This is a genomic window from Treponema sp. OMZ 838 (assembly GCF_000775995.1).
Lineage (GTDB): Bacteria > Spirochaetota > Spirochaetia > Treponematales > Treponemataceae > Treponema.
The window spans coordinates 2168896-2194734 of the sequence record NZ_CP009227.1 but is presented as its reverse complement, the minus strand read 5'-3'; the positions used below and the strand labels follow the sequence as shown (position 1 = coordinate 2194734).

21 protein-coding genes are annotated in these 25839 nt (G+C 41.5%); 9 read left to right on the top strand and 12 right to left on the bottom strand.

The features are described from left to right. Positions 1-56: 56 nt before the first annotated feature. The 3 genes from QI63_RS09965 to QI63_RS09955 form a co-directional block, all read right to left on the bottom strand. Complete coding sequence (locus QI63_RS09965) at positions 57-794, bottom strand: energy-coupling factor transporter transmembrane component T (protein WP_044016004.1); 738 nt, start codon at positions 792-794, stop codon at positions 57-59. A gap of 62 nt (positions 795-856) precedes the next feature. Continuing rightward, positions 857-1441 carry an MptD family putative ECF transporter S component gene (locus QI63_RS09960; protein WP_044016003.1) on the bottom strand — a complete coding sequence of 195 codons (585 nt, stop codon included), beginning with the start codon at positions 1439-1441 and terminating at the stop codon, positions 857-859. 111 nt (positions 1442-1552) lie between these two features. Further along, the gene (locus QI63_RS09955; RefSeq protein WP_044016000.1) at positions 1553-2173 is read right to left on the bottom strand and encodes a TetR/AcrR family transcriptional regulator; all 621 of its coding nucleotides are present in this window, start codon (positions 2171-2173) and stop codon (positions 1553-1555) included. Between the two features lie 105 nt (positions 2174-2278). On the opposite strand from QI63_RS09955, the gene QI63_RS12700 reads away from it, so the two are divergent. Beyond that, positions 2279-2395 (top strand): BrnA antitoxin family protein, encoded by a 117-nt coding sequence (locus QI63_RS12700; RefSeq protein WP_081984437.1) that lies wholly within the window; start codon positions 2279-2281, stop codon positions 2393-2395. A 20-nt stretch (positions 2396-2415) separates the two neighbouring features. Here QI63_RS12700 and QI63_RS09950 read toward each other — a convergent pair whose 3' ends face one another. After that, complete coding sequence (locus QI63_RS09950; RefSeq protein WP_044015998.1) at positions 2416-4170, bottom strand: ABC transporter ATP-binding protein; 1755 nt, start codon at positions 4168-4170, stop codon at positions 2416-2418. Between the two features lie 249 nt (positions 4171-4419). Here QI63_RS09950 and QI63_RS09945 point away from each other — a divergent pair, with 249 nt between their 5' ends. Beyond that, positions 4420-6621 (top strand): DUF262 domain-containing protein, encoded by a 2202-nt coding sequence (locus tag QI63_RS09945; protein ID WP_044015996.1) that lies wholly within the window; start codon positions 4420-4422, stop codon positions 6619-6621. Positions 6622-6843: 222 nt separating this feature from the next. Here QI63_RS09945 and QI63_RS09940 read toward each other — a convergent pair whose 3' ends face one another. Both QI63_RS09940 and QI63_RS09935 read right to left on the bottom strand, forming a co-directional pair. Then, on the bottom strand, positions 6844-9972 hold the full coding sequence (locus QI63_RS09940; protein WP_215904694.1) for an SIR2 family protein: 3129 nt from the start codon (positions 9970-9972) through the stop codon (positions 6844-6846). Between the two features lie 28 nt (positions 9973-10000). Next, entirely contained in the window at positions 10001-10192 is a 192-nt protein-coding gene (locus tag QI63_RS09935; protein ID WP_044015992.1) for a hypothetical protein, read from the bottom strand. 171 nt (positions 10193-10363) lie between these two features. On the opposite strand from QI63_RS09935, the gene QI63_RS09930 reads away from it, so the two are divergent. Next, positions 10364-11836 (top strand): Eco57I restriction-modification methylase domain-containing protein, encoded by a 1473-nt coding sequence (locus QI63_RS09930; RefSeq protein WP_044015990.1) that lies wholly within the window; start codon positions 10364-10366, stop codon positions 11834-11836. A 57-nt stretch (positions 11837-11893) separates the two neighbouring features. Then, positions 11894-12208: a hypothetical protein gene (locus QI63_RS09925; RefSeq protein ID WP_052185538.1), complete on the top strand. Its 315-nt coding sequence runs from the start codon at positions 11894-11896 to the stop codon at positions 12206-12208. A 68-nt stretch (positions 12209-12276) separates the two neighbouring features. On the opposite strand, the gene QI63_RS09920 is transcribed toward QI63_RS09925, so the two are convergent. From QI63_RS09920 to QI63_RS09905, 4 genes are read right to left on the bottom strand one after another with little or no spacing between them, the layout of a single operon-like run. Beyond that, the gene (locus QI63_RS09920) at positions 12277-14022 is read right to left on the bottom strand and encodes an ABC transporter ATP-binding protein (RefSeq protein WP_044015988.1); all 1746 of its coding nucleotides are present in this window, start codon (positions 14020-14022) and stop codon (positions 12277-12279) included. A gap of 13 nt (positions 14023-14035) precedes the next feature. Further along, positions 14036-14632 (bottom strand): MptD family putative ECF transporter S component, encoded by a 597-nt coding sequence (locus QI63_RS09915; RefSeq protein ID WP_044015986.1) that lies wholly within the window; start codon positions 14630-14632, stop codon positions 14036-14038. A 4-nt stretch (positions 14633-14636) separates the two neighbouring features. After that, complete coding sequence (locus tag QI63_RS09910) at positions 14637-16112, bottom strand: ABC transporter ATP-binding protein (RefSeq protein ID WP_044015984.1); 1476 nt, start codon at positions 16110-16112, stop codon at positions 14637-14639. A 15-nt stretch (positions 16113-16127) separates the two neighbouring features. Continuing rightward, on the bottom strand, positions 16128-16847 hold the full coding sequence (locus tag QI63_RS09905) for an energy-coupling factor transporter transmembrane component T family protein (RefSeq protein ID WP_044015982.1): 720 nt from the start codon (positions 16845-16847) through the stop codon (positions 16128-16130). A gap of 448 nt (positions 16848-17295) precedes the next feature. Between QI63_RS09905 and QI63_RS09900 the strand changes: the two genes are divergently transcribed. The 5 genes from QI63_RS09900 (at position 17296) to QI63_RS09880 (ending at position 23173) form a co-directional block, all read left to right on the top strand. Further along, complete coding sequence (locus QI63_RS09900) at positions 17296-18267, top strand: helix-turn-helix domain-containing protein (protein WP_235619688.1); 972 nt, start codon at positions 17296-17298, stop codon at positions 18265-18267. 75 nt (positions 18268-18342) lie between these two features. Continuing rightward, entirely contained in the window at positions 18343-19320 is a 978-nt protein-coding gene (locus tag QI63_RS09895; RefSeq protein ID WP_044015978.1) for a helix-turn-helix domain-containing protein, read from the top strand. A gap of 953 nt (positions 19321-20273) precedes the next feature. Next, positions 20274-20891: an MptD family putative ECF transporter S component gene (locus QI63_RS09890; RefSeq protein WP_044015977.1), complete on the top strand. Its 618-nt coding sequence runs from the start codon at positions 20274-20276 to the stop codon at positions 20889-20891. Between the two features lie 5 nt (positions 20892-20896). After that, positions 20897-21562 (top strand): energy-coupling factor transporter transmembrane component T family protein, encoded by a 666-nt coding sequence (locus QI63_RS09885; RefSeq protein ID WP_044015975.1) that lies wholly within the window; start codon positions 20897-20899, stop codon positions 21560-21562. Between the two features lie 18 nt (positions 21563-21580). Further along, positions 21581-23173 carry an ABC transporter ATP-binding protein gene (locus QI63_RS09880; protein ID WP_044015973.1) on the top strand — a complete coding sequence of 531 codons (1593 nt, stop codon included), beginning with the start codon at positions 21581-21583 and terminating at the stop codon, positions 23171-23173. A 78-nt stretch (positions 23174-23251) separates the two neighbouring features. Here QI63_RS09880 and metG read toward each other — a convergent pair whose 3' ends face one another. After that, a complete protein-coding gene (gene metG, locus QI63_RS09875; protein WP_044015971.1) occupies positions 23252-25639 on the bottom strand; it encodes a methionine--tRNA ligase in 2388 nt (795 codons plus the stop codon). A 29-nt stretch (positions 25640-25668) separates the two neighbouring features. Next, positions 25669-25821, bottom strand: a complete 153-nt coding sequence (locus QI63_RS12975; RefSeq protein WP_158506664.1) for a hypothetical protein — start codon at positions 25819-25821, stop codon at positions 25669-25671. Positions 25822-25839 lie beyond the last annotated feature (18 nt).

Sequence of the window (25839 nt, the reverse complement as noted above, 5' to 3'; positions counted from 1 at the left end):
CATCCTCTCATCTGCATCATTTTCCATATCATTGTCTAATCTGTGTCGCTCCCCAATCATCCCCCGATGCGTAACACCGTACAGACAAGCAGCGCAGCCGCGATAACGGCAATGCCCGCATCGTATATGCCAAAGTGCAGCTCAACAAGGCATGTCCGCTTTTTCAATCCCCCTAAGCCCCGCGTCAAAGCTGCCGCCGATAACTCCTCTCCGATTTTGGCAATCGACATCATCAGCGGAATCAGCCGGTACTCCAGCATCATCGTAGGGTTCCGCCAAAACCGAGGCGTACCGAGCCCAATCTCCCGCATCCGCATCGCGCTGCCGATTGAACGGTTTTCTTCTCCCAACGTAGGAATAAAACGGAACACAACGGATATGGGAATAATCAGCGCATCAGGCACATACCACCGGCTCATCGCCGCGATAAACTCATTCGGTTTTGTCGATTCGATAATATAGTAGCCGAACATAAACACCGGAAAAAACCGGAAAATCAGCTCGCTTAAAAGCCCCCACAGCATCGCCGCAAGGTACGGAAAACTCCCCGCCATGTTCGACAGCTTGACCGCAGCCGCCAGCGCAAAAAGCCCTCCGTAAATCAGCGCCGGCCGGTATTGGCGGTTCAGAAAAAGCAGACTAATGGGAATAAGCACAATCACCATATTCAGCATACTCTGCTCTTCCACAAAAAAAATCAGCGTTGCAAGAAAAAACATAAACAGCACCTTGGTGCGGGGATCGATGTGCACCCCCTTCGCCCGCGGCGGTCTATACGGCTCAAAATCTTCCATTATACAATCCTTTATATAACCCTTATCTAACACCATGCAGCACCGGCAGCATCTATACGCACCTATACAATACCGGCTCTTTCAAAATGCTTTGTCAACATCCGCCTTCCAAGCAGCGCACCGAGCAGTGAAGAGACAAACAGAATACCGATTGCCGCAAATCCCATCCACGGCGGCATAAACTTTTGCACCCCTTCAACATATTGATCCCCCATTGAACTGCGCACCTTTTCCATATACGTTGCAGCAAAAAGCCACATCGGCGCCTGACAGCTTATCATCGCGCAAGAAAAAAGCCAGTAGCCAAGCACACTCGCCTTAAAACTCTTGTATTTACCCGCCTTCAGTACTAGATCGGCAAGTGCTCCCATCACGCAATAGCCGATAATCGGAAGATACGTGTATCCCATCAGATACCAAAACAGGCCTAAAATAACACTCATAATAAAGACCATCCCGAACTTATCCGCCTTTGTCAAAAACAGCATAAACGGGATCCCCGTCGCAATCGGCACAATCACATATAAAAACGGATACAGCACCGGAATCGCGTTGATCATCCCGATCACAAAAAAAATAACCAAATACATCGCCGTATAGATTCCGATATTTATCAGATCCTTCGCCGACAACTTACTGCTTTGCATACGCAAACCTCCATTAAAATATTGGAAACCTCTAAAATCTGTATTTTTTAGAGCACCTCTTGTGATAACATTGATAGCACACTTTGTTATCTTTTCTTCAAAAAAAATATATTACACTCGCAAAACCTTCCGCCAGCCGGCAGAAAAAAATTCGGCAAGGGTATGCACAACTTCAAGCGCTTCATCCTGCGTGTAATCATGCAAAACCGTTTCAAAAATACAAGAAAAATAAGAATGGATCAGCATGTGCAGTTTTTTTCCATCAATCCGGCTGTATTTAATATGCTTTTTATCCAAAAATTCGTACATACGGTGTGTGTCTTGCAGTTCCCGTTCGACAAGCCGGTCAGTAAAATCGATATACGGTGTGCCATCCGCGCAGCACAAAAGGAGTTTGAACTCATCAAAATGCGCGTAAATGATGCGGACAAATGCTTCTATCGTCTCTGCCGAAATTGCCCAAATGTCTTCCGTGTTTCCCATACTCAGGCAATGAAAGCACTCATCCGCAGCCGTTTCATATTTATCTTGGATACTATTGACGGCAGGTTCCACAAGCGCCGAAAAGAGCGCCTCCTTGTCCTTAAAATGACGGTAAAATGCACCGGTCGTTACGCCCGCCGCACCACACAAATCCCGCAGATTCGTGCGTTCGTAACCATTCCGCAAAAACATCTCTTTGCCGCTTTCTAAAATTCTTGTGTGGGTTGCTTCGTACGTTCCGCTTGCCATATCCGTGTAGTAGTCGCCCTCAAAAACTAACTTTAAGCTTTTAGAGTATCTCTCTTGTTCTTGATAACTTTGTTAGCATTGTATGACAAAGAAGCGGATGTGTCAATGGAAAATTCATGGTACGATGCAGATATACTTACAGCACTTCAATCTAGAGGTAAAGGCTGTCAGACAAGAATAAATAGGATTTTAAGGAAAGCCATCATGACGGGGGATTATTAATCTATTCCACCTCTTTTCCCCTACATTCTCCACTGCTCCGCTTCATATTGTATATCCCACAGCCGCCGGTATAGTCCCCCTTGTGCAATCAGCTCTGCGTGAGAGCCGCGCTGACTGATTGTTCCGTTTTCCAGCACGAGAATCTGATCAGCGTTCTGTATAGTAGAAAGTTTATGTGCAATCATAATCACTGTTTTGTTTTTCAAAAGTTCCTGTAAAGCCGTTTGAATTAGCTGCTCATTTTCCGCATCGACATTTGCCGTCACCTCATCCAAAAGGATAATCGGTGCATCCTTGAGAAGCGCCCGCGCAATGGAAATACGCTGCTTTTCTCCGCCGGAAAGCCGTGCTCCCGCCTCACCGATAACCGTGTTGTAGCCATCTTCCATCGCTTCAATAAATTCCGCACATCCTGCACGCCGTGCTGCTTCACAGACTTCTTCAATTGTTGCATCAGGCCGTCCGATACGGATATTGTTCAGCACGGTATCATTAAACAAAAATACATCCTGAAATACAAAACTGATATTCTTTAACAAGTTTTCGTACGAGAGCGTTTTTACCGCTTTGCCGCCGATGCTGATCTCCCCGTGTCCGGGCAGGATATCCCAAAAGCGGGCAATCAAATTCGTAATCGTTGTTTTGCCACTCCCTGAAAGTCCGACCAGAGCCGTCGTCGTTCCTTCCGGTACGCAAAAACTAACATCTCGCAATACCGGCGTTTTATTGTATGCAAAATCCACATGCTCAAAACAAATATCGTACCGCTCAAGTTTTTCCGTGCCGGAAATATCTTCTAATTTAGGGATCGTCTTAATCTGATTCATCCGGTCGATGGACTGCTGCGTCATCTTTGCAAAGATACTGAATATACCCATCGCTTCGGCGCCGGTAAAAAGACTGAACGAGGCAAGCATCAATAAAAAGGCTTGCGGAAATATGAAGTCCTTGTTCAATAGAAACAGTCCGGAAAGAAATACGATCCCTGTCGTAATCAGCCGAAAACATAATTGATACATGCCCATCGGCGGGATATGAACAAATTCTCCTCGTACGGAAAATGCGCGCAATCTTTCATAAGCGTCTTGTGTTTTAGAAAATTGTTTTTCCGTCATATTGTAGGATTTCAATACGGGAAGTCCCTTGATAAATTCAATCGTATCTTCCGTTACCTGCCCGATCAATTTTTGCCGGTTTAGCTTGAGCGCATCCTGCCGTGTTGCAAGATATCGGTAGGCAAACCATGTCGGGATGAGCAAGACAAGCACGAGCAAAAAAATACGGTAATCAAATGAAAGACAGATCATAAGCGCGATGATAAATACCGGAATGCCGACTGCAACTTTTTCAATGACACCCATGCCTTCTATTTCTAAAAACGCCGCGTCCGAGGTAATCGTCGAAACCACATCGCCCAAATTCTTTTCATTAAAAAAACCGAGCGGCACCTTCCGCAATTCCTTCCCCAACGTTTTGCGCTCTTCCGCCATACATTTATACCCCGCGCCCGACCGCAGATACGAAACAAGGTAGCGCAGCACGATGCGGGCAAAAATACTCGCCAGCATAATCAGCGAATACCGGATCATTACCGGCATCGTCAAAGCCTCCGCAACGTCAGGATTAAATTCCGGCATCCGCGCGGTAATATGAAACGCTGCCAGCAAAGGAACCACAATCAGCCAGCCGTCAAAAAAACTCAACACAAGCGAAGCATACAGTTCCCTTTTTTGCCTGCTCATCAACTTGATAAAATCCTGCACCGTTTTTAACATACCGATTCCCCCATTTCTGCAATTCTATATCATTTTCCCGTCTGCTGTCCGTATAACAAACGAAACATTGTCTTCCTGCGATATATTTTGACTGCAAGCATAAGTGGGGGAAGTAACTTAGGGTAGTAGTAAGATATGCTCATTTGTGATATAAGGTTAGTAGTTGTCTGGATTTATTTGATAATCGCACAGCTATGTTACTTTATAAACGTCGCGTTTGCTAACCCGCAAACGCAAGGAAAAACAATTATGCAAACAGAGACACATTCCATTCATGATATTTTAGCGAAAAATGCAACCTCATTTTTTATTCCTCCATTTCAAAGAGCTTATGCATGGGGCAAAACAGAAATAGAAAGGTATTTTAGCGATATTATCAGGATTATTAATTCCGAGCTTGATACGTCACAATCCGATAAACTTGAACACTTTTTTGGAACACTTGTTATAAAAGAAGAAAAAGCAGGATTTGTGAATAAGTCTATTGTTGTCGATGGGCAACAACGATTAACCACGACACTGCTCTTTTTGATTGCTTTACGAGATAATGAACCAAACAAAGAAAATAGAGACTTTATCACCGATACTTATTTAACTAATAACGCATCATCTTTTCAAGATAAAATCAAATTAAAGCAAGTTTCAAAAGATTGGGATGCCTATCGTGCATTAATAAATGGAACAAGTGCAAAACCCGGTATAATAAAAAATGCGTATGATATATTCACTAAACTAATAGCAAATATAAAAATATCACATCCTGAAATTACATTGGAAAAATATATTATAGCTATCCAACGGCTTAATGTTGCTGTTATTTTCTTAGATGAAAGACCATTTAAAGGTGAAGACCCACAAATTATTTTTGAAACGCTCAATTCTTTAGGAAAACCGCTCACTCTATCCGATTTAATCAGAAATTATGTCTTGCTCAATATGGACTGTACGCATCAATCGATCATGTATGAAACAATTTGGTATCCAAAAATTGAACTACAATTAACCGGTAGTACGTCGGACTTTTTTCGAGATTTTTTACAGTATAAAAAATCTACTTCTATAAAAGTTGTAAGTGATAATAACACAAAAGAAATTTATGCAAACTTCAAAAACTTTGTCGAAGAATCGTATGCTAATCATAAAGCTTTTATTGACGACATCGTAAAGCATGTAAAACTTTATACTTGGATTATACAAGCAGAAATCATTGATACTATTTCACCAGATAAAATAAAAGACAGTCAAATAAAGGAACTGTTGAGGAATATTTTTCATGATATAAAGACCGAAGCATTTAAACCGTTTATCCTTGGACTGCTTTATTATCATCAAAATCAAACAAGCACTATCATATTTAGTGATGATAATTTTATAGCGATATTGCAAATCATTAGAACGTATCTAATACGGAGACGAATAGCACGGCTAACACAAGGAGAAAATAAAAATATCGTACTTCTCTGCAATCGAATACATGATCTCGTGCAAAAGAAAATTGAAATGATCGATTTATTATCAAGTATGTTTTATAAAATGAGACTTCCGAATGATGATGAAATGCGGCAAGTCTTGATGATTTCAAAATTTTATGAAGATTTTAAAACGTATGGAAAATTTATTCTGGGAAAAATAGAAGAACACAATGCAAAAGTCCCGGTTGATTTTAGAAATGCTAAAATCACGATAGAACACATTATGCCGCAGACACTCAATGATGAGTGGAAAACAATGCTTGGAAATAATTATGAAGAAATATATAAAAAATATTTGCATAATATTGGAAATCTCATTCTAACAGAGTTTAATAGTGAAATAGGGAATAGCCCTTTCAAAGATAAGAAAACCAAACTGCACACCTCTTCTTTATATTATAGACTGGAAATACTTAACAATGATGTTTGGAATGAGGATAGTATAAAACAACACCAATCAAATATGATTAATTGGTTCTTGGAGACATTCCCATTACCTCAACAATATCAAGCAGCTTCTAACTATGATAGAAAAAAACCTGATGTTACAACCTTTTCTCCTATAGATGACGATGCCGGTGATTGGGCAGAGGGGAATAAACCGGCAAAAATGATAATCAACGAGAGCGTTTTTAACGTCTCTACTTGGCAAGATGTATTTATAAAGTTTATCACATTTATGAAAGAAGATAGCAGATATGATTTCCAATTTATCCTTGATAATCAAACTGACTTATTCAATCGCGAAGGTGTAATTCTACACTGGGGTTTATTAAAAACGATCATAGACAAGAATATAGACCTAACCACCCGATATAAATCATTTGATGGGCTATTCCCGGATAAAATCTCAAACCTTAAAGGTAATATGCTGTTTATTCATACCAATATATCCGCAGCAACATGTATGAATCGTATCGCAAGCATTATGACCAAGTTTGATATGCCGAGAGAATTTGTGATTATTACTTTAAAGTAATAGTGGTTTGCAACGAATTTTGACGACCTCGAAGATTTCTTATTTTGATACCGCTTAAGTGATATGTATGTATGTAGGAGTAATTTCTATTTCTTTTCATCGTAATACACCGTATAGAAATTGCCTTTTGTGTCCGTACTTTGTTCGATGTTTTGACTGTCGCCATCGATAACGATTTATATTCACATTTTAACCTAATCAATAGGCAGAACATAAAACACATTAAATGAAATATCTAAAATCATACGCCTTGCCTCCAAGCTCTTCTAATTGCTTTCCCATGACTGAAAGGCGCCTTGAAAAATCAATTGTCACAGGTAAAGTCTTATATAATTCTGCTCCGTTCCAATTCATTTTAGTAAGCTTCAAAATATCATTAGCAACAGTTTCTATGGAATCTGTTCCTCTGAAACGCTTAATTAATAATGGGGCTGGGATACCACGTTTACCTTGATAGTATCTTCCATTCAATTCTTGATTTTGAACGAGTCCATGTGTCCATAGTAAAAAACTAAAATCATCTAATTGTATAACCGTTCCCCGTTCTATCGGATAAGCATCAAAATCATGGGTGTTTGCATTTTGTTTTTTTAACAACTTTATCGCCCTCCAATTACTAAACTGCTGAATCTGTAATAGCTCAATATTATCAATCCCCTCTAATGCATGACTTATACCCTCCATTTCCTCACTTGTGAAGTATGTTGTTTTATGAAGAACTAATTTTTTTAATCCTATAGTTGGGTCTATTTTATGGTAAATGTTTCTGATGTTGCTAATTAATTTAAACGCATCATCTTTACTCATAAATGGGTTTCTATTATAAAAAATAGGTTTTTCAATAGGTTGCAATAGAAATTTTAATCCGTTCCCGTTAGCGTCAAAAATTTGACTGCTCCCAAGAACAACTTTATTTTTTGCGTTTTGTCTTACTGCATATCCCAAACCAATAAAAGCAGTTTCTTTATTAGATGTTTTTATTTTCCAAGGCGATCCATTTGCTTTTACATATAGTCCTAACGAAAGCCACCATCGTATTTTTGCTTGGTCTTGGTAATTTATGGACTTGTCTTCTATAAGTTGTATTTTCAAGCCCCTTTTCACACAAAAAAGTTTTAGCGAATCATGTAAATCATAGTATGTATTATTGTTTTTCAATTCTCGGAAACATTTCCATTGGTCAGGGATATAAATTACAACACAGTCTATATCATGATTTTTTAAAGCAAGATTATCTATTTTACCCTTCAAATAGTCGTAAAACTGAACTGGAGAAAATGATTTTATTTCGTTATTGGGAATTGAAATTACGAACTCACTCTGAATCGAATTAGGGATAATCAAATGTTTTTTAAATACGTTATAAAAACCAGGAAAATCTCTCAAATATTCTCTTTCCGATTGAGGGCTTATGCTATCTAATAGCGATTCTAAATGTCTTTTAAGTTTATCAAATCCAAAATCAGGTGTTATAATAGCAAGATTAACCGGAGAATGGTTACTATTCGGTTCAAAACTTCTTCCTAAAGGTCCAAATATTTTCAAGCCACTGATAGGATGGATAGATTGCTTCGATTCATCTTGATAATGATAATAAATCGATGGTTCGTTAAGTTTGATATGATTGTCAAAGCAATAAATATTATCTTTTCCCTTTTTTGCAGCTGTTGAATAATAATCTGAAAATTTAATTTCAAAGTCGCCAAGTTTAAATGATAACTCTCTATTTTTATTTTGTAATCTTTTTATCCAAAAATTTAATTTTTGCCCATACTTTTTATTATAACGATTTGAGAGGATTGTATTCGAGAGAAATTGAAGGACATTTTTATAAGGATCTTCTCCTGATTTTGTTTGTATGTGAATAGTTGGGCAAATAAGTAAAAACAGCTCTTTGTTTACAAATTCGAGCTTAAATTCGAATGCCTCAAAAACGCTATTATTTTGATTGATATTAAAATTTCTGTTTCGTTGTTGAATATCGTGTATTTCATTTTCGCTCAAGGGATCATTTACGGAATAAAATCTTCTTATATTCCGACCTTTTGCATAAAGAGATAATCCGTAATCATTAACTAAACACTTTTCAATCATTTCATAGAGCATTCCAAGATAAAAAGAATCGGAATAGAAAAATATATGCTCAGGAATATCCGCAATTTTTAATTCGTCAGTCAAATGGTTTCTTAAAACATCTTTTATTTCTTGTTCGTTACCGAAAAGTTTTAAGCAGTCTTCTTTTCCAAAAGAGGCAACGATATTTGAATTACCAATTATTTCATGTAATCTTCTCCATTTACCTTCTCCTACAATATTGGTTTTAGTTAAAAAAGTGCTTTTAGGAAAACTTATTGCTTTAATTGCATTCAAAAAAATAGGAGAGATGTTTGAAATACTCTGGTTTAATCTGAAAGCTTGCCGCATTTCAAAACGTTTGTTAGCAATTGAATCGATATGAACATTTGTTACTTCGCAAATTTTATAAAGCTCATGCATAAAATAATCAAAACTGTCGATTATTACAAAACCAGAACGTTGATTTTTGGTATTGGCCTTTCCAATCAGTTGAGTTAGTCGCTCATTTGGTGTTACGCCTTTTGGGATACACCAAATCAAGCCTTTGGGGAAAGCATTATTTTTCTCTAAGACTTTTTCAAGTGATTTTAAAACAGACTCATCGCTGCCTGAATATCCGACCACTAGCAAACCTCTTTTTGTTAATGCGTCTACAAAATATTGATGTAAATTTTCCTCTAATTTTTGCAATTCTTCATCTGTATTTTGTAGTGGATCATATCGAAAATCTCCATGTAATTTCACAACGGTAGGAATATCCTCTTTGAAATTTTGAACAGAAGCTGCGTTTTCAGGTGATACTATCTGACAGCTTGTGTAATTTAATCCATTTATTGCTTTTTCAATCAAATCATCAAAATTCGTTGTCCAAACCGTATTGATCTTACATTGATCAACCATTGCTGCCAAACACAAAAAACCAATAGAAGGTTTTTTGTCTCTTACCAAGCCAGTTAAGAATTCTTTTCTTACTAATGGGTCAGGATAACATTGTGCAAAGTAATACGAATATGGATTAGTTATGTTGTTGTCGCCTTTCATATCAAAATAACTTTGAATTATCTTTTTATTGTCTTCTATTTTTAAGTCATGAAATTGTTTGTTATTTATTTTTCCGCTACTATTTAAAATCTCTCGTTTGAAGTGCCACACCAAATCGCTTCCCGACGGTATACCTGATGAGACAGATGCTCCCGCACCAAGAAGCAAATCAAAAGAGTGTTTTGAAAGCACTTTAAAACTTCTCAAAAAGACGTCTTTATCCATCGTTTTCATTTCGTTATTCATAACCAGCTACCCAATATCATTTTTCCTTTTCTGCACAGGCAACCGTCACCACTTTTGCAGCAGCAATCTCGGATTCGCAGGTTTCTATTGCCTTGAGAGCCTCCCGTTGGTCGCCAATCAGTGCAACTTGCCTTGATTGGCTTCCAATTCTATCAATCGAGGCTCTGTAACTACGGCTAAATCCGTCTTTTATCTTCTTATCTATCATACACAAATCCCAATTTTTAAAGATTAGCTACAATCATCTTATAAGCCCTAGTATATTCATTATAGATATTCTCTAAAAAAGAACAAGCAGGAAAAATGGTCATTACCTCAACTTTGCTTAACAAAACAGAATACCTCTCCCACAAAATCTCAAAATATGCTATAACACAGTATGTTTGCACTGGCAGAGACACTGGAGGAAGAAAGACTTACTCATGCGGTAAATACCGCTATAGAACACAAGGCACGTTTAGGGCAATATTTTACACCCTATCCGATTGCCCGCTTTATGGCATCTTTATTTCCGGTTACCGATCAAAAAATACGGTTGCTCGATCCCGGAGCTGGTATCGGAGCACTTTCCTGCACTTTTTTAGAACGGATTCGGCAGGAAAACTGGAAAGCGCCGGATATTTCTGTTTCTGCGTACGACATTGATGAATTGGTATTGCAAACATTAGAGAAAAATATAGCATATGCATGTTTTAATAAACCCGATTATGAAATAATTTCCGAAGATTTCCTTACAAAAACGGCATTTGAATACACATGGAATATAAACAAGACATATACCCATGTTATTATGAATCCGCCCTATAAAAAAATAGCAACTCATTCTATGGAACGTCATGCCGCTCGTGTTTTTGGTCTTGAGACGGTCAATTTATACACTGCCTTTATCGGAGCCGCTATTGCAATTACTGAAGAATTGGGGCATATTGTTGCTATTATTCCAAGAAGCTTTTGTAATGGTGTTTATTATAAACCCTTTCGAGAGTTTATTTTGAAACACTGTGCAATAAAACATATCCATCTGTTTAAGTCGCGAAGTAAAGCATTTAAGGATGAAGCGGTTTTGCAGGAAAATATTATTATTATGCTGCAAAAAAATGTACAGCAAGAAAAAGTAAGCGTATCTTATTGCACTGATGAGTCGTTTGCAGATTTTAAAGTATTTGATGCTGATTTCTCTCAAATTCTTAATCCATTTGATAAAGAAAAATACTTGCATATTCCCGAAGAAAAAAAGATTCATACGGAAACATTTTCCAGTTATTCAACTTTGAAAGATTTACATATCAATGTTTCTACCGGACCGGTTGTAGATTTCAGAAAATGGGATATTTTACTACAAGACTATCAAAACGGAGCTTGCCCTCTGATATATCCTCTTCATTTACGACATTTCCGTCTTGAATGGCCAAAGCAATCAAAAAAAACTAATGCAATTTTATATTCTGAAGATGTTGCTAAATTAGTGTTCCCGAAAGGTTTTTATGTTGCAGTAAAGCGCTTTTCAACAAAAGAAGAACCCAAGCGTATTATTGCTTCACTTATTACGCCGCAAGATTTTATAACTGATGGTATTACATTTGAAAATCACCTGAATATTTTTCATATAAATAAAACTTCATTATCTGAGGATATTTCATACGGTTTAATTTGTTGGCTTAATTCAACGTATATTGATAGAAATTTTCGACTATTTAGCGGTCATACCCAAGTAAATGCAACAGATTTACGAAATATCCCGTATCCTAATCTACAGAAATTAAAAGAGCTGGGAAAACAGCTGCAACAATCAAATCAATGGAATCAACCGCTTTTTGATTCACTTGTGGAGTCTATCGCATTATGCAACTAAACGAACAAATACAACAAAAAAATTGAAGAGGCAATTAATCTGCTTACTTTGTTTGGAATGCCGAAAGCACAGCAAAATGAACGGACAGCATATTGTCTACTTTCACTCTTAAATATGACACCGGAAAAAGAGTGGAAAAACGCTGAAAATCCGTTGATGGGTATTACCCCAATGATGAACTTTGCAAAAAAATATTATAATAAAATATATGCCCCAAATACGTGCGAAACATTTAGGAGATTTAGTACTCATCAAATGGTACAAGCAGGAATAGTTCTCTATAATCCAGACGATCCTGCACGACCGGTTAATAGTCCCAATGCCGTATATCAAATATCAGCCGAAGCATTGCAGATAATCCGACACACATGATTCACTTTAACGGTGATAAATTTATCGGAGCGCATAAATAATCAACTTAATAAAATCCCTTACCGTTTTTAACATACCGTATTCCCCTTTCCCCTCTCCAGCTTCCAGTTGCGGCTTTGCTCGTGTGTGTCCCACAGCTTTGCATACAGCGGCGAGGTTCTTAAAAGTTCGCTGTGTGTTCCCGTTGCTGCGACCGTTCCGTTATTCATCACGATAATTTGATCGCAGCAGGTAACCGTCGACAGCCGGTGAGCAATTAAAATAAGTGTCTTATCTTTACACAATTGTTCAAGCGACTTTTGTATCTTTTGCTGATTTTCCATATCCGCATAGGCGGTCGCTTCGTCAAGAATTAACACCGACGCATTCCGCAGCATTGCACGCGCAATAATAATCCGCTGCCGCTGTCCTCCCGATAATTTCGCTCCGTCATCTCCCGCCATTGTATCGTAACCGTTTTCCAACGCACAGATAAACTCATGACAATACGCTTTCTTTGCCGCTTCAATTACTTCCTCATCAGACGCATCGGATTTCCCAAGCCGTATGTTTTCTAAAATAGACATATTGAATAAAAAGGTGTCTTGCGTTACATAGCTGACCCGCCGCATCAGTTCATCCAACGATATATCCCGATACGCAACACCGCCTATGGTCAGACTTCCTTCCCGCACATCCCAAAACCGCGCAATAAGATTGGCGACAGTCGTTTTGCCGGAACCGGAAGGACCGACAATCGCCGTCTTTGTTTTTTCAGGGAATACCAGTGAAATATCGTGCAGCACCTGCACATCTTCATAAGCAAAAGAAACATGCTGCAGCGCAATTTCATTACTCGGTATGCTGCGGGCGGCTGTATCCGGTTCCTGCAATTCCGGAGCGGAAAGAACTTCGTCGATAAGGCGCTCACCATTTTTAATATAGTAAAAGTTATCCATAAATTCCGTGAACTTTAAAAGAGACGTACCGATTCCGACGGACACCAACACGGAAAACAAATACAAGTACGCGCTCAAACTTCCGGTGCAGTATAAAAAACCGCCGACACTCAGCACGCTTGCTAAAAGCGAAGAGAGCACAACGATTGAAGGAGAAGCGGCAATATACATTCTGTTATAAAGATGCAGCGTTGCGGTTTTATACTCATCAATGGAGGTGTCATATTTTGAAAGCGCCGCATCTTCCCGTCCGAAAATTTTTATTTCTTTATTCCCACGGATATATTCGATAACGCGCCCGTTCATCGTTTCAAGCATTGTATAATAGGTTGCGGCAAACTCGTTCATAATGCCGATATACATCGGAAGATAGAAAAGCAAGGTCAATCCCGCAGGTACCAATAGTGAAAGTCCCATCCGCCAATCAAAGCTGAAAAGTAATGCGATAACACTGACAGGCAGCAGGACGTTTGAAGTCGTTTCGGGGATTGCATGCGCAAGCGGATATTCGAGATGCTCGAGGCTGTCAATCAAGAGACTGTGAAAGTAGCCACTCCCTTTTGCTTGCATGTAGCCCAGCGGCATACGCATCATTTTTTCCGTAATGGAAAGCCGCACTTTTTTCAAAATAGAAAACGCCGTCTTATGCGAAAGAGCGGTTGAAAGACAGTGCATCAATATTTCGAGCGCAAGCGACAGCAAAATCAACAGCGCATACCACAACACCGTTCGCCCATTGCAGCCCTGCACAATACGCAGCAGCAGCCGGTACACCGCATAATACGGCAACAACCCGAAAAACACGGAAGCAATCGCCAGAGCCACAGAAACACTATAAACCGGAATATGTTCTTTTACAAAATCCTTAAATCGCATGATTGGCAATCCTCTACTTCATATCCTTAAAGTGCCGTTTTAAAATGAGCTTGCCGATATAGATACCTGCAATACCGAAAATGATAGCAGATACGATGCCGATTACGGCGAAAGTTCCGGTAAAATAGTGTACATATTCAAGTATCTCTTCCCGGCTCATTCCCATTTCCTGCCACTTTGCTAATTCTCGTTCCAAAAAGAAAAGGAAGGGAAACGCGCCTCCGGTAAAATAGGCAGCCTGCGTCAGTCCGTGACCGATACCGATTGAAAGTGTTTTGAATCCTGTTTTTGTGATAATTACATCAGCTATCAAGCCTATAATGACGACAAAAATTAAACAGTTAATACTTCCCATTCCGGTCAGCGTAAAAAGCGCAACGCCCAAACCGGCAAGCAGCGTCAATACGCCGAATCGCCGGACAGTCTTTACAACAAAAAGCACGATAGGCCCCATGAGAATTCCCGTCATACTGGGCGCAAACACGTGCATAACGGGGATAGTAACAGACGTCAGCATTCCGACCCCATAAATAACGGCTGCATAAATCGCCGCCATTAAACCGATTAAAACAAAGTAACTGATTTTCCAGTGATTGTTTTTTGTTTCCATACCTTTATAACCTCTCTTTAAAAATATGTTCCAACTGCATCGAGCCGTTCAATTGAAAATCTTCGGTTATCCGTCCGTCTTCCAAAAGAACAACTCTATTGCAGGTGTTCAAAATGAACTCATAATCATGCGTAATAATAACAGAGGCGTTTGTCTTGCCTGTTATCGAATCGATTAATGCACAGACATTTTGCATATTGCCGTAATCCAAACCGCTTGTCGGTTCGTCAAAAATAGTAAGCCGCTTATTTTGCAAAAATGATGATGCGACCACTAAACGCTGTTTTTGTCCCATCGACAGTGTGGTCGGGTGTTGTTCTTGCAGCTCTGAAAGACAAATCTTTGCAAGCACTGTTTGTATTTGATTTTTCCGGTCGTGCAGCATTTCGTTACCGAGCAATAAATCATCATATACACTGCACCCGAAAAGCTGAAAGTCTACATTCTGCATCACATACCCGACCGTCTTACTGCGTACCTTTGCAGGGAATGCGCTTCCGTCAAATAAGAGATTGCCGCTTTTCTCTCGTTTTAATCCGCAAAGGATTTTCCCAAGCGTTGTTTTTCCGCATCCGTTTTTACCGATTAAAGCGATCTTGTCTCCGGGATATATTGAAAGATGTATTCCTTTTAAAACCTCAACATTTTTTTGATAGGAAAAATGAATATCGTGCAGTACCAACAACGGTTTGTCTGTATGTTGCCGCTGCGGAGAGATCAGTGTATCGCAGTTATTTTGAAATAAATGCAAGCCGCGAAGTCCTTGTTTGTGCAACTCATCATTACCGATAGTGCGTAACAAAGCTTTTTCATATTCCCGTACTATAGACCCGTTTTCCATTACGATGAGCCGATCGCAGAGTTCCGCCAAATAATGCAGCCGATGTTCGATGATGAGTATCGTGTAATCTTTTAATTTTAGCTGTGCAAGTATTTGTGTAAGCAATTCAACGGATCGATAGTCAAGATTGGAAGACGGCTCATCCATCAATACAACGCGCGTATCCAACATTAAAACAGAAGCGATTGCAATCTTTTGTTTTTCACCTCCGGAGAGTTCCGAAAGCTTTCTGTTCAAAAGCGGTTCCAGCGATAACAGTTTTGTAACACGGTGCAGCCGCTCTTGTATTTCCTCTTTTTCTATACCGTAATTTTCGCATGGGTACACAAGATCGGAAAGCACATCGGTAGTAAAAAACTGGCTTTCGGAATTTTGAAAAACGGATGCCACAATGTCTGATATATCGCATATATGCATCGATGAAAGAGCATTGCCGTTTAGCGTAAGGCTGCCGGTTATTTCTCCTTCATAAAAATGAGGACACAGCCCATTCATACAGCGAAACAGTGTTGTTTTTCCGCAGCCACTTTTTCCGGTAATAGCAACCAATTCACCTTTTTTTACGGACAAGGATATGTGTCGAATTGCCTGTGCCGTAGCATCGTTATATTTGTAGCTTACATCATTCAGATTGATCATACGCGCGGCTCTCATTCAAAATAATTTTACGCTTGTACTTGCTGTTAGAATTGCGAGTGCGGCGAACGAAAATATAAGGTCAATCGATCTGAGCTTGACATCAAAATACGATGTTTTCTTACCGGTGTTTTCAATGCCCTTGATCAGTGCTGCGCAGGAAAGTTCTTCGGCAGTTCGCAGACTTTTAAACAGCATCGGCACAATTATAAATTCCATCGTCCTTATCGGATGAAGCATAGCCGAACGTTTTGACGTATACAAACCTTTCAGCTTCATCGAATCGATGATAACAAAAAAGTCATCTTTTATTGCAGGAAAATAGCGGAACATCACCGCTATACTGAGAATAATTCCTCTCGGTAGTCGCATACGTTCGAGCGCCATCGTAATTTCCGAAATATTTTTTTGCTTTTTAATTACCGTCCCCTGGAGCATAAAGGGAATAATCCGCTGTACGATAAAAGCGAGTATTCCAATAACGAAAAAAAACGCGTAGTGAAACACCGGCAGCTTCAAATGAAAAATCAGTTGGTAATAAGAAAAAAGCACTGCAAACAAAATAGCGTAGCACACTAAGGCGCCGTATAATCCCGTTATGACCGGCACTGCTGCCGCAACAATAAAAGAGCCGAGCGTTACTTCCGGCTTTCCGGAAATCAGCATAAAAACCATAATCAACATATCTAAAAAAAGAAGTGTTCTCGCATCGAATACGGCCGTTTTGTTTTCTTGCATATCGTACAACTTTTTCCTTTTTATATAGGCGCCGGTAATCTTTGATGCCTAAATATTCGTCTTGAGCTTTTTTAACAGATACCGGAATCCTGTGTATTATCATAGCTATATAAGTTAGCTAAGGCTATCAAAACATCGTAACATTGTCTTTTTGCTATATCTTTTGGCTGGGAGCGAAAGCGAGGAGGGTATGGAAGAAAATTTATTTTACCGGCATTATACAGGTTAATAGAAAAGTGACAAATATTTCTAAAATAAAATAATGTTCCATAACATAGCATTATTCGGCTATATATTGTATAATATAGGACGTAGGAGACTATTATGAGTCGTAAAGTGTTTTGTGAAAAAGATGGAATTGTAATTACCTATACCGATAACGGCATTCCGCAATCTTGACGCACTGGAGAGTGCCTGATGCCTATAACGCAGAAGTACAATTTTATAATTGATTATATTAGGAACATCAAAATTGACCAACAGTTATCAAAGTTTTATAGAACATACCGGCAGCACACTTACCAAAAAAAGCGCGCTGCTGAACGAGTGTTTTGATACATACCAATTCTCATCCGACTACGGCAAAGGATACACTGCCGTATATCAGCTCGATTCCTATGCGAGTATATGCATTGCGGAACATTCATATATCAGGGATTTTGAATATTCCGTGCCGGCAGAGGACTCCATCAGCATACAGCAGTATGATTCCATCGATTCTGATCGGCGTTATCCGCAGGGGAATGTATCGGCAGGAATGCAGTATATCGCTTATGCACCGGATAACCGAACCTATCGATATGTCATCAAAAAAAATGTTCCGGCAAAGGTGATTGGTATTCAGCTGCTGCCGGATTATTACGAAACATATCTCAAAAAAGAGTTCAGTATAAAAGGAATTGATTTAAAAAAATATCTACAGGTGTTTCCGCATGGTGTTGTAATTCCTGAAATTGCAGCGATATTTAGCAAGATACGCAGCTTTAACGGGAGTGAACTTAGTTCACGGCTCTTTTTCAAAAGCAAGATCGATGAGCTGACTGCAATCATTATGCAGAAAGCGGAAGAGTTCCGCTCTATGCATGATCTAAAACTTGCAGCTTCCGACAAGTGTGCCGTTGCAAAGATCACAGAATATGCGAACGATCATTTATCTCAAAACTTTTTGTTATCCGAACTGGCAGCCGAAGCATATATGAGTGTTTCAAAATTCAAATATGTGTTTAAAGCGGTTACGGGGCAAACATTCTCCGGCTACATAACGCAAAAAAAGATGGAAAAAGCCTGCGAACTTTTAACACACAGCAATCTCTATGTTGCGGAAATTGCTTACCGGCTCGGCTACAAAAATGCGGGAAGTTTTTCAACTCAATTTAAAAACTATACGGGTATCTTGCCGTCGGACTACCGCACCCATTGATATGTATTGATATTCGCTTATTTTTGTTTCATCCATCTTTATTAGACAGTATCACCCTCATAATGGAACCTTAATATGAACTCTTGTGCGCACGCAACCGAATGGCACGGAACACGCGCCGCTATTGTATCTAATACCAATTTGATAACGGAATATGCTATCAACTGCGATACACCGAACGGGCGTATGAAAACCTTTCATTTATTCTCAGGAGTTGATTATGCACTTACAACTTTTGAAGCGGTCTCATGTGATTACCGAAAAGAGCCGGTACCGAATATTCTGGAAATAGCCTATTGCAAATCAGGTAGGTTTGAATGCGAATATAAAAGCGGTTATTTTACATATATCGGTGAAGGTGATTTTGCTGTCGGTGTTTTGGAGGCTCAAACCGAAAAGCCTTATTTCCCGTTAGGATATTACACCGGCTGTACAATCATTATCGATGTCAAAAAGACAGGTATGGTTTTTCAGAATACTATCGAAGGCATATCCATTGACCTAGCGGCACTACTGCAAAACTATTGTCCCGACAATAAATGCGCAGTTATTAAAACACCGCCAATGCTGCTCCGTATATTCAATGAATTATATGAAGCATCCCAAGATTGCTGCTTTCCCTCTGATACAACAAACGGCTACCTGCGGCTGAAAGTTTTAGAGCTGTTGTTTTTATTGCAGCACTATAAACCGCAAAAGCAGTCTGCGGCACATACCTGTTTTTCAGGAGTATATATAAAAAAGATAAAAGCGATTAAAGCTGATATTACGGAACACTGGAGCGAAAATCCGCGGTTAAAAGATTTGTCGCAAAAATACGGCATCGGTTTAACGGTAATGAAAGACTGTTTTAAGGCGGTATACGGAAAACCGATTTATGCTTTTCAAAAAGAATACAAAATGCAAAAAGCGGCGCAGCTATTACACACTACGGAAAAATCGATTACAGAAATCGCCTCCCTAATTGGATACGAAAATCCGAATAAGTTTTCTTCCGCTTTTAAGAATACATTCGGGTGTTCTCCGCGGGAATACCGCCGGAATAATTTATAATTGATAATTTGTAATGGATAATTATTTTGGGCGTTCCGGTTCCCGTCGGGCTTTACGCTTATAGCTTTTTGCTGCGTTTGTATCATTTCAGCAGTGTTTCTCCTCACGTCGAAAACTGCATTTGACTTCTTTCGGCAGCAAAAAGGCTATCGCTGCAATCCCTAACGCAACGTCAAAAATGTACATCCTTGTACATTTTTGACTGCGAGTTTTGCCTTACGTCAAAACATCGCGTCTGTCTAATACCACGGACATCCTTGTCCGTTCTGAATTGACTTCCGTGTCAAAATTTGCACGCGAGTTTTTTTGCAAAGCAAAAAAACATCGCTGTTGCTTAGAACCAACGGCATCCGTGCCGCTTTTGAAAATCCTCGACGTATCAAAACGGCCAAGGATGGCAGTGGTTTCAAACGGAATCGAGTTCGCACTGTGAACTCGCAGACAAAGAATGTACACGAATGTTCATTCTTTGTCGTGCCTGCGGGGGTTTTTTATGCGCTCCTAGCATCTGTACCATCTATTCCAAAAGACTAACGGAAGGTCTATCCTCAAGTCTCTCTTCTGTACGAAATTTTGCATAAAATTTCGCACATTTTTCCATCAAAGGGGTAAACGCATCAGGCAGAATAGATAAAAATCGCGGAAAAATTGAGACTGTGAGACCATTTGAACCATCTTCAACTGTTGTACGTCCATGTACATCAGTTGAAGGCGAGTTTTGTGCGTGCACAAAACATCACTACTGTATGGAACCACTGCCATCCTTGGCAGTTCGGTCGAATAGTCTCAATTTTTCTGCGGGGATATTAAAAAAACAGCCTGATGCGTTTACCCTGGCCAATTTTCACGGCTTTTTGGATAGGTTTTGACTGAATGGAGTGGAAAACAGCTGTTCATTGCCGCTATAGTATTCTCTTAAGTTAGTAGGTGCTAACTCAAGAGGAGGAAATACTATGGAAGTAAAAACAAACGATTCGGCTCGACTGCGGTTAAAGGATATTATCACGCTTTCGATTTTTAATATTGCGATGCTGGTGATTATGGTTATCGTTAAGATGGTTATGACAATAGCGGCAACACCCGCACTCGATTACCTTTTTTACGTCGGCGTGATGGCTTTTTTCTGCGCACCGCTCTACATTGTTATGTCAAACAAAACAGCAAAACACGGAACATTCCTTGTAACGGCAATTTTTTGCGGATTGATGATGGCTGCGTTCGGTTCGGCATGGTTTTCTGCAGTGATGCTTGCAGTAGGTCTCATCTGCGAGCTTTTGATGCTTGGTAATACTACCTACAAAAACCCGGTGCGGAACGGTATCGGCTATGTGGTATATTGGACGCTGTACGCTTGGGGTAGTTCAATTCCGTTGTTCTTTTTTAAAGAGCCGTATTTGAAGAGCTTAGGTGATTCATATACCGAAGAAGGCAAGCAAGTGTTGATTCGTTTTTACGGTTCGCTTGATATGATGCTGCTTATCGGTTTGATTTCGGCGGCACTTGCGGCTGCAGGTTTTTGGGTCGGTATGCTGTTTTTCAAAAAACATATTCAAAAAGCAAAGTTAGCGTAAAGCCAGTGCGGAATCTCGACCCCCGAACACACCTTGCTGTTATGCTGTGCGCCACGGCTGTTTGGTTCTTCTACGAGCAGATCGGGCAAATGCATTGCCTGTGCCTGCTGGCAGGCTGTTATCTGCTGCAGGTGAAGGAGGTGCGAACGGCAGGGCGTTTGTGCTTTTTCTATACTATTCTCCAAGTACTTGCCCGGATCTGTGCGCCGCATACAGCGCTGCTCTATGTGATCCTGCATACCCTTGCCCGATCAATTCCGCTCGTGATGTTCGCTGCCGCCATTGTAAAAAGCAATCCGAGTAGGCTGATGGCAAGCTGGCAAAGCCTGCATATTCCTAAGTCCGTGACGATTATGCTCTGCATGATGATGCGCTTTTTTCCGGTACTGTGGAAAGAGATGGCATCGATTCGGGAGGGGATTAAGGCACGGGGATTGTTTCCGCATTGGCATGATTATGTCCGTCATCCGGTTATTGTGTATGAAAGTTTTTTTGTACCGTTTACCGTTCGCTGTTTAAAGCTGTCGGCAGAATTGGGTGCAACAGCGGAACTGCGCGGTTTGGACGCTCCTCAAAAACGAAGCAGCATATATGCCGCTCCGCTATCTGTCTACGACTACCTTGCGGTTGGACTATACGGTACCGCAATGGTTCTCATTGCCATTGTGTAAAATACGGTTGCTATATCTATGATTACATTTTGTGATGTATCGTTTTGTTATGGGGAAGCGGAGCTTGCGGTAGGGAACCGGCAGGATGCTTGCATTGAGGGAATGTTCTTCGATATACGGAACGGGGAATGCGTTGTTTTGTGCGGAAGATCAGGGGCTGGAAAGAGTACCGTGTTGAGGCTGATCAATGGTTTAGCTCCGGCATTTTACGAGGGAACACTACATGGTTCGGTGCTGGTTGCCGGGAGAGAACCTGCGTCTATGCCGCCTGAGCAGCGAGTGCGGACGTTCGGAGTTGTGTTTCAAGACCCGCGCAGTCAATTTTTTATGAACAGTGTGCAGGATGAAATTGCGTTTTCCGCAGAGAATATCGGACTGGAGCCGATGTACGTGAAAGAAAAGGTACGAGAAGCGGCTGCACTTCTTAACATAGAGCCGCTGTTATGCCGAACCGTTGATACCCTATCGGCAGGGCAAAAACAACGGGTAGCGATTGCTGCAGCGCTTATTTTATCGCCTCAAATCTTGATCTTAGACGAACCTGTTTCTAATTTGGATGCGGACGGTATCGAAATTCTTACCGGTCTTTTGGCGGAGATTAAAAAGCGGGGAACAACGATTATCATCAGTGAGCACCGGCTGCACACATTTTTAGGAATTGCAGATTCATTTTTGCATATCGAAAACGGTAGGGCTGCACACCGGTGGACGGCAGAGGAGTTTTGCCGTTTGCAGGAAGGTGAGCTACGGCAATTCGGATTTCGCTATCCCGGTATGGCGGACTTATCTTTGCGGACAAATCACATTCATACAACGGAAGTGATAGGAGCAGCTGAAAGAGCCGTACTAAAAAAAACGCAAGGAAGAGCCGCAGCAGTAGAAACGTCAACACCGGATCCGGTTGTAAAATTACCGGAAGCGGCAAAAATAGAGCCGGATGCATCGCGAGCTGCTTTATGTGTGTCGAATGTAACGTATTTATACCGGAATGGACGGTATACGGAATGTCACGGCGAAGACGGTTCCGGTCGGGCAATGGAATGCGGTATACGGAATATCAGTCTTACATTTCCGCAGGGGAGTATTACTGCACTGACCGGAAAAAACGGTGCCGGTAAAACTACCTTGTGCAAGATACTGTGCGGACTGTTGCGGCAGCAGAGTGGATGCATTACCCTGCACGGACAGAAGCTCTCGTGTGCACAGCGGCGGCGAATGAGCTATTTTGTGATGCAGGATGCCGATTATCAGCTGTACTCCGACAGCGTCATCAATGAGCTGCTGCTGGGACGAAAGCTGTCTCAAAGCGTAAAAGAGCACGCGGAAAAAGCACTTGAGCTGTTCCGCTTGCAGGCGGTACGGAACCGGCATCCTGCGTCGCTATCCGGCGGAGAAAAACAGCGGGTGGTAATTGCCGCGGCGTATTGCTCGGAAGCGCAGCTCTTTGTGTTCGATGAGCCGACCAGCGGTATGGACGGCGAAGGGCTTTTAAGTATGGTGCAGTGGGTTGATGCGCTTGCACAAGCGGGAAAAACCGTTGTCATTATCACCCATGATGAGCTGTTGACCGAACTCGCTTGTGATTACCGGTTAAAAATTATACACTCTTGATCATTGAGTATTACCGTAACGGCAGTCCCCTCCCCTACAAACACACCTCCGTGTATTTTCACGGAGATATCTGCGCTGTTACTGTACCGTACCGGTTTTAACGTGCTTCATTACGAGCGGTTTGCCGTTTACCAAGAGCTGTTTTCCGGCAGCGCATACGCGGAAATCTTCTACCGTAAAGGGCACCGCAAAGAACATCTCCGCATCAATAGCTTGCGGTTTTTGTACCGGCGACGTAGCTGCTTCGGCATCTCCCAGCATTACCGGTGTACCGGCAGCCGCACCGGGCATTCCGACCAGTTCAACCCGCTCGGTTCCGTCCGCATCGGTATAATGAGACGCTAAGAGCATTCCCTTCGATTCAATACCGCGCATTTTCCGCGGCTTTAAGTTTTCTGCGAGGATAATATCCGCACCAACCAGCTCTTCCGGCGCAAAATACGGCGCTAAGCCGGAAAGGATAACCCGCCCACCTTCCGATCCATCGTCAATGGTTTCCACAAAGAGTTTATCCGCATCGGGATGTTTTTCCACAGAAAGGATTTTCGCAGTTTTTAACGAAATATAATCGGTAAACAGCTGTTCGGGAGAAATATCCGCCCATTCCGGCTTGGCTTTCTGCTTCTCGTTTTTGCTTCCCGCATTCTGCTGTTTTTTTCCGCCCTGTTCTCCGCCTGCTTGCTTTCCCGCAGCCTGTTTTCCGGCTTGCGCGGCACGTTCCTTTTGACTGCCTGCATAGCGCTCACGATATGCTGCAATCGCATCGTTTTCCAGCGTTTTAAAGATGATTGCAGGCTTTTGCACCCGCTCCAAACCGCTCCGCTCCAAGAGGTTTTTCCACGCAAGGGTATTTTCAGGACGGGGCTGTACGGGATGTTCCCAGTCAAAGACATTGCCCGACCATATCTTAATACCTAAGAACGACGCAACCGCATCGGCGTATTCCGGCATATACGGGTGCATCAATATCAGCAAATCCTTGATTAAATAGCACAGTTCAAAGAGGAGCGCCTCCGCTTTTTCGGGATCAGCCTCGCGGTTTTTCCACGGCTCTCCGTCTTGGAACGCCTTGTTGGCAACTGAGGAAAGTGTAAACAGCTCGTGGAAGGCATCGCGCAGTTCCGCTTCTTCAAGCAGTGCGGTAATTTTTTCAATGCTATACTTTGCTGCAGCACGCAAGCCTTCCGTTACCGCACGGACATCCTCACGGGCGAAAGCCATCCCATCCCGCTGCGGGATAACGCCGTCATAATAACGCGACACAAAGGTGAGCGTCCGGTTTATCAGATTACACAGGTTCCCCACCAGCTCGCTGTTTACCCGCTCCTGAAAATCCTTCCACGTAAACAGGGCATCATTCTTTTCGGGGCGGTTATAGAAGATGTAGAAGCGCCACATATCTGCCGGAATCCCTGAATCCTTAGCATCGGAGCCGAACACGCCGATCCCCTTCGATTTGGAGAATTTGCCGGACTCGTAGTTGAGGTACTCGCTGCTTGAAATATGATGGAGCTTTACCCAATCCTTCCCCGATGCAATGAGTGAGCTGGGGAAAATCACCGTATGGAAGGGGATATTATCTTTTCCAATGAACTGAAACAGCTCGATGTCGTTTTGCTCAAGCCACCAGTTTTTCCAATCGGCTCCGGTTAAATCGGTAAAGCATTTTGTAATAGAGATATAGCCAATCGGGGCATCAAACCAAACGTAGAATACCTTATCTTCAAAACCCGCTTTCGGAACAGGGATGCCCCATTTCAGGTCGCGGGTGATGGCGCGTTCCTGTAAACCGTCGCGCAGCCATCCCTTGGTCATCTGCACGGCATTGTTGCTCCACTGCCCTTCTACGCTTGCTTTCTGCATCCACGGTTCATACTGCGGCACAATGCCCGGCAAATCGATGTAGAGGTGCTTGGTACTGCGCGGCTCCGGCGCAGCTCCGCAGGTTGAACAGCGGGGAGCTTTTAGTTCGGTCGGCTCCAGCAGCTTGCCGCAGGCTTCACACTGATCGCCGCGCGCATCTTCGTAACCGCAGTGAGGACAGGTACCGCGTACATAGCGGTCTGCCAAAAAGCGGTTACAGTGTGCACAATGGAGCTGTTCCATCGAATGTTCTTTTATAAAGCCGTTTTTTTCAATATCTTTAAAAATCCCCTGAACGATTTCTGTTTGCTGAGGTGTGGAGGTGCGTCCGAAGTAGTCAAACGCAATATTGAACCAATGATAAATATCGCGGTGGATCGCATGGTAGTAGTCGCACAATTCGCGCGGCGTTTTCCCTTCTTCGAGGGCCTTTGTTTCGGTTGCCGTACCGTATTCGTCGGTACCGCATACATATAAACTCGTATATCCGCGGAGCCTGCAAAAACGCGCAAAGACATCGGCGGACAAGACTTGAATTAAATTCCCGAGATGCGGGATATTATTCACATAAGGAAGGGCTGAAGTAATCAATTTTCGTTTCATATCGGGCTATTATAGTGTTCGGGACAAAATCAGTCAATCTTTTGAAAATATACGGCGCATCTACTTCGTTGCATCATTAAAAGTGTACACGGATGTACAAGTGTACACGGATGTACAATGGAAAGAAATGCGTAGTCGTTTTGAGCGGTGAACCGCATTGGGCTGCTGTGGGATTTGCTCATTTTCAGCCTCCTACAATC

What these genes read in the sequence shown, in the direction of transcription:
- QI63_RS09940 (WP_215904694.1), bottom strand. Translation starts at nt 9,972, where the DNA reads ATGAAAACGATGGATAAAGACGTCTTTTTGAGAAGTTTTAAAGTGCTT.
- QI63_RS09920 (WP_044015988.1), bottom strand. Translation starts at nt 14,022, where the DNA reads ATGCGATTTAAGGATTTTGTAAAAGAACATATTCCGGTTTATAGTGTT.
- QI63_RS12975 (WP_158506664.1), bottom strand. Translation starts at nt 25,821, where the DNA reads ATGAGCAAATCCCACAGCAGCCCAATGCGGTTCACCGCTCAAAACGAC.
- QI63_RS12700 (WP_081984437.1), top strand. Translation starts at nt 2,279, where the DNA reads ATGGAAAATTCATGGTACGATGCAGATATACTTACAGCACTTCAATCT.
- QI63_RS09905 (WP_044015982.1), bottom strand. Translation starts at nt 16,847, where the DNA reads ATGCAAGAAAACAAAACGGCCGTATTCGATGCGAGAACACTTCTTTTT.
- QI63_RS09915 (WP_044015986.1), bottom strand. Translation starts at nt 14,632, where the DNA reads ATGGAAACAAAAAACAATCACTGGAAAATCAGTTACTTTGTTTTAATC.
- QI63_RS09910 (WP_044015984.1), bottom strand. Translation starts at nt 16,112, where the DNA reads ATGATCAATCTGAATGATGTAAGCTACAAATATAACGATGCTACGGCA.
- QI63_RS09935 (WP_044015992.1), bottom strand. Translation starts at nt 10,192, where the DNA reads ATGATAGATAAGAAGATAAAAGACGGATTTAGCCGTAGTTACAGAGCC.
- QI63_RS09950 (WP_044015998.1), bottom strand. Translation starts at nt 4,170, where the DNA reads ATGTTAAAAACGGTGCAGGATTTTATCAAGTTGATGAGCAGGCAAAAA.
- QI63_RS09955 (WP_044016000.1), bottom strand. Translation starts at nt 2,173, where the DNA reads ATGGCAAGCGGAACGTACGAAGCAACCCACACAAGAATTTTAGAAAGC.
- QI63_RS09890 (WP_044015977.1), top strand. Translation starts at nt 20,274, where the DNA reads ATGGAAGTAAAAACAAACGATTCGGCTCGACTGCGGTTAAAGGATATT.
- QI63_RS09965 (WP_044016004.1), bottom strand. Translation starts at nt 794, where the DNA reads ATGGAAGATTTTGAGCCGTATAGACCGCCGCGGGCGAAGGGGGTGCAC.
- QI63_RS09930 (WP_044015990.1), top strand. Translation starts at nt 10,364, where the DNA reads ATGTTTGCACTGGCAGAGACACTGGAGGAAGAAAGACTTACTCATGCG.
- QI63_RS09945 (WP_044015996.1), top strand. Translation starts at nt 4,420, where the DNA reads ATGCAAACAGAGACACATTCCATTCATGATATTTTAGCGAAAAATGCA.
- QI63_RS09895 (WP_044015978.1), top strand. Translation starts at nt 18,343, where the DNA reads ATGAACTCTTGTGCGCACGCAACCGAATGGCACGGAACACGCGCCGCT.
- metG (WP_044015971.1), bottom strand. Translation starts at nt 25,639, where the DNA reads ATGAAACGAAAATTGATTACTTCAGCCCTTCCTTATGTGAATAATATC.
- QI63_RS09960 (WP_044016003.1), bottom strand. Translation starts at nt 1,441, where the DNA reads ATGCAAAGCAGTAAGTTGTCGGCGAAGGATCTGATAAATATCGGAATC.
- QI63_RS09925 (WP_052185538.1), top strand. Translation starts at nt 11,894, where the DNA reads ATGCCGAAAGCACAGCAAAATGAACGGACAGCATATTGTCTACTTTCA.
- QI63_RS09880 (WP_044015973.1), top strand. Translation starts at nt 21,581, where the DNA reads ATGATTACATTTTGTGATGTATCGTTTTGTTATGGGGAAGCGGAGCTT.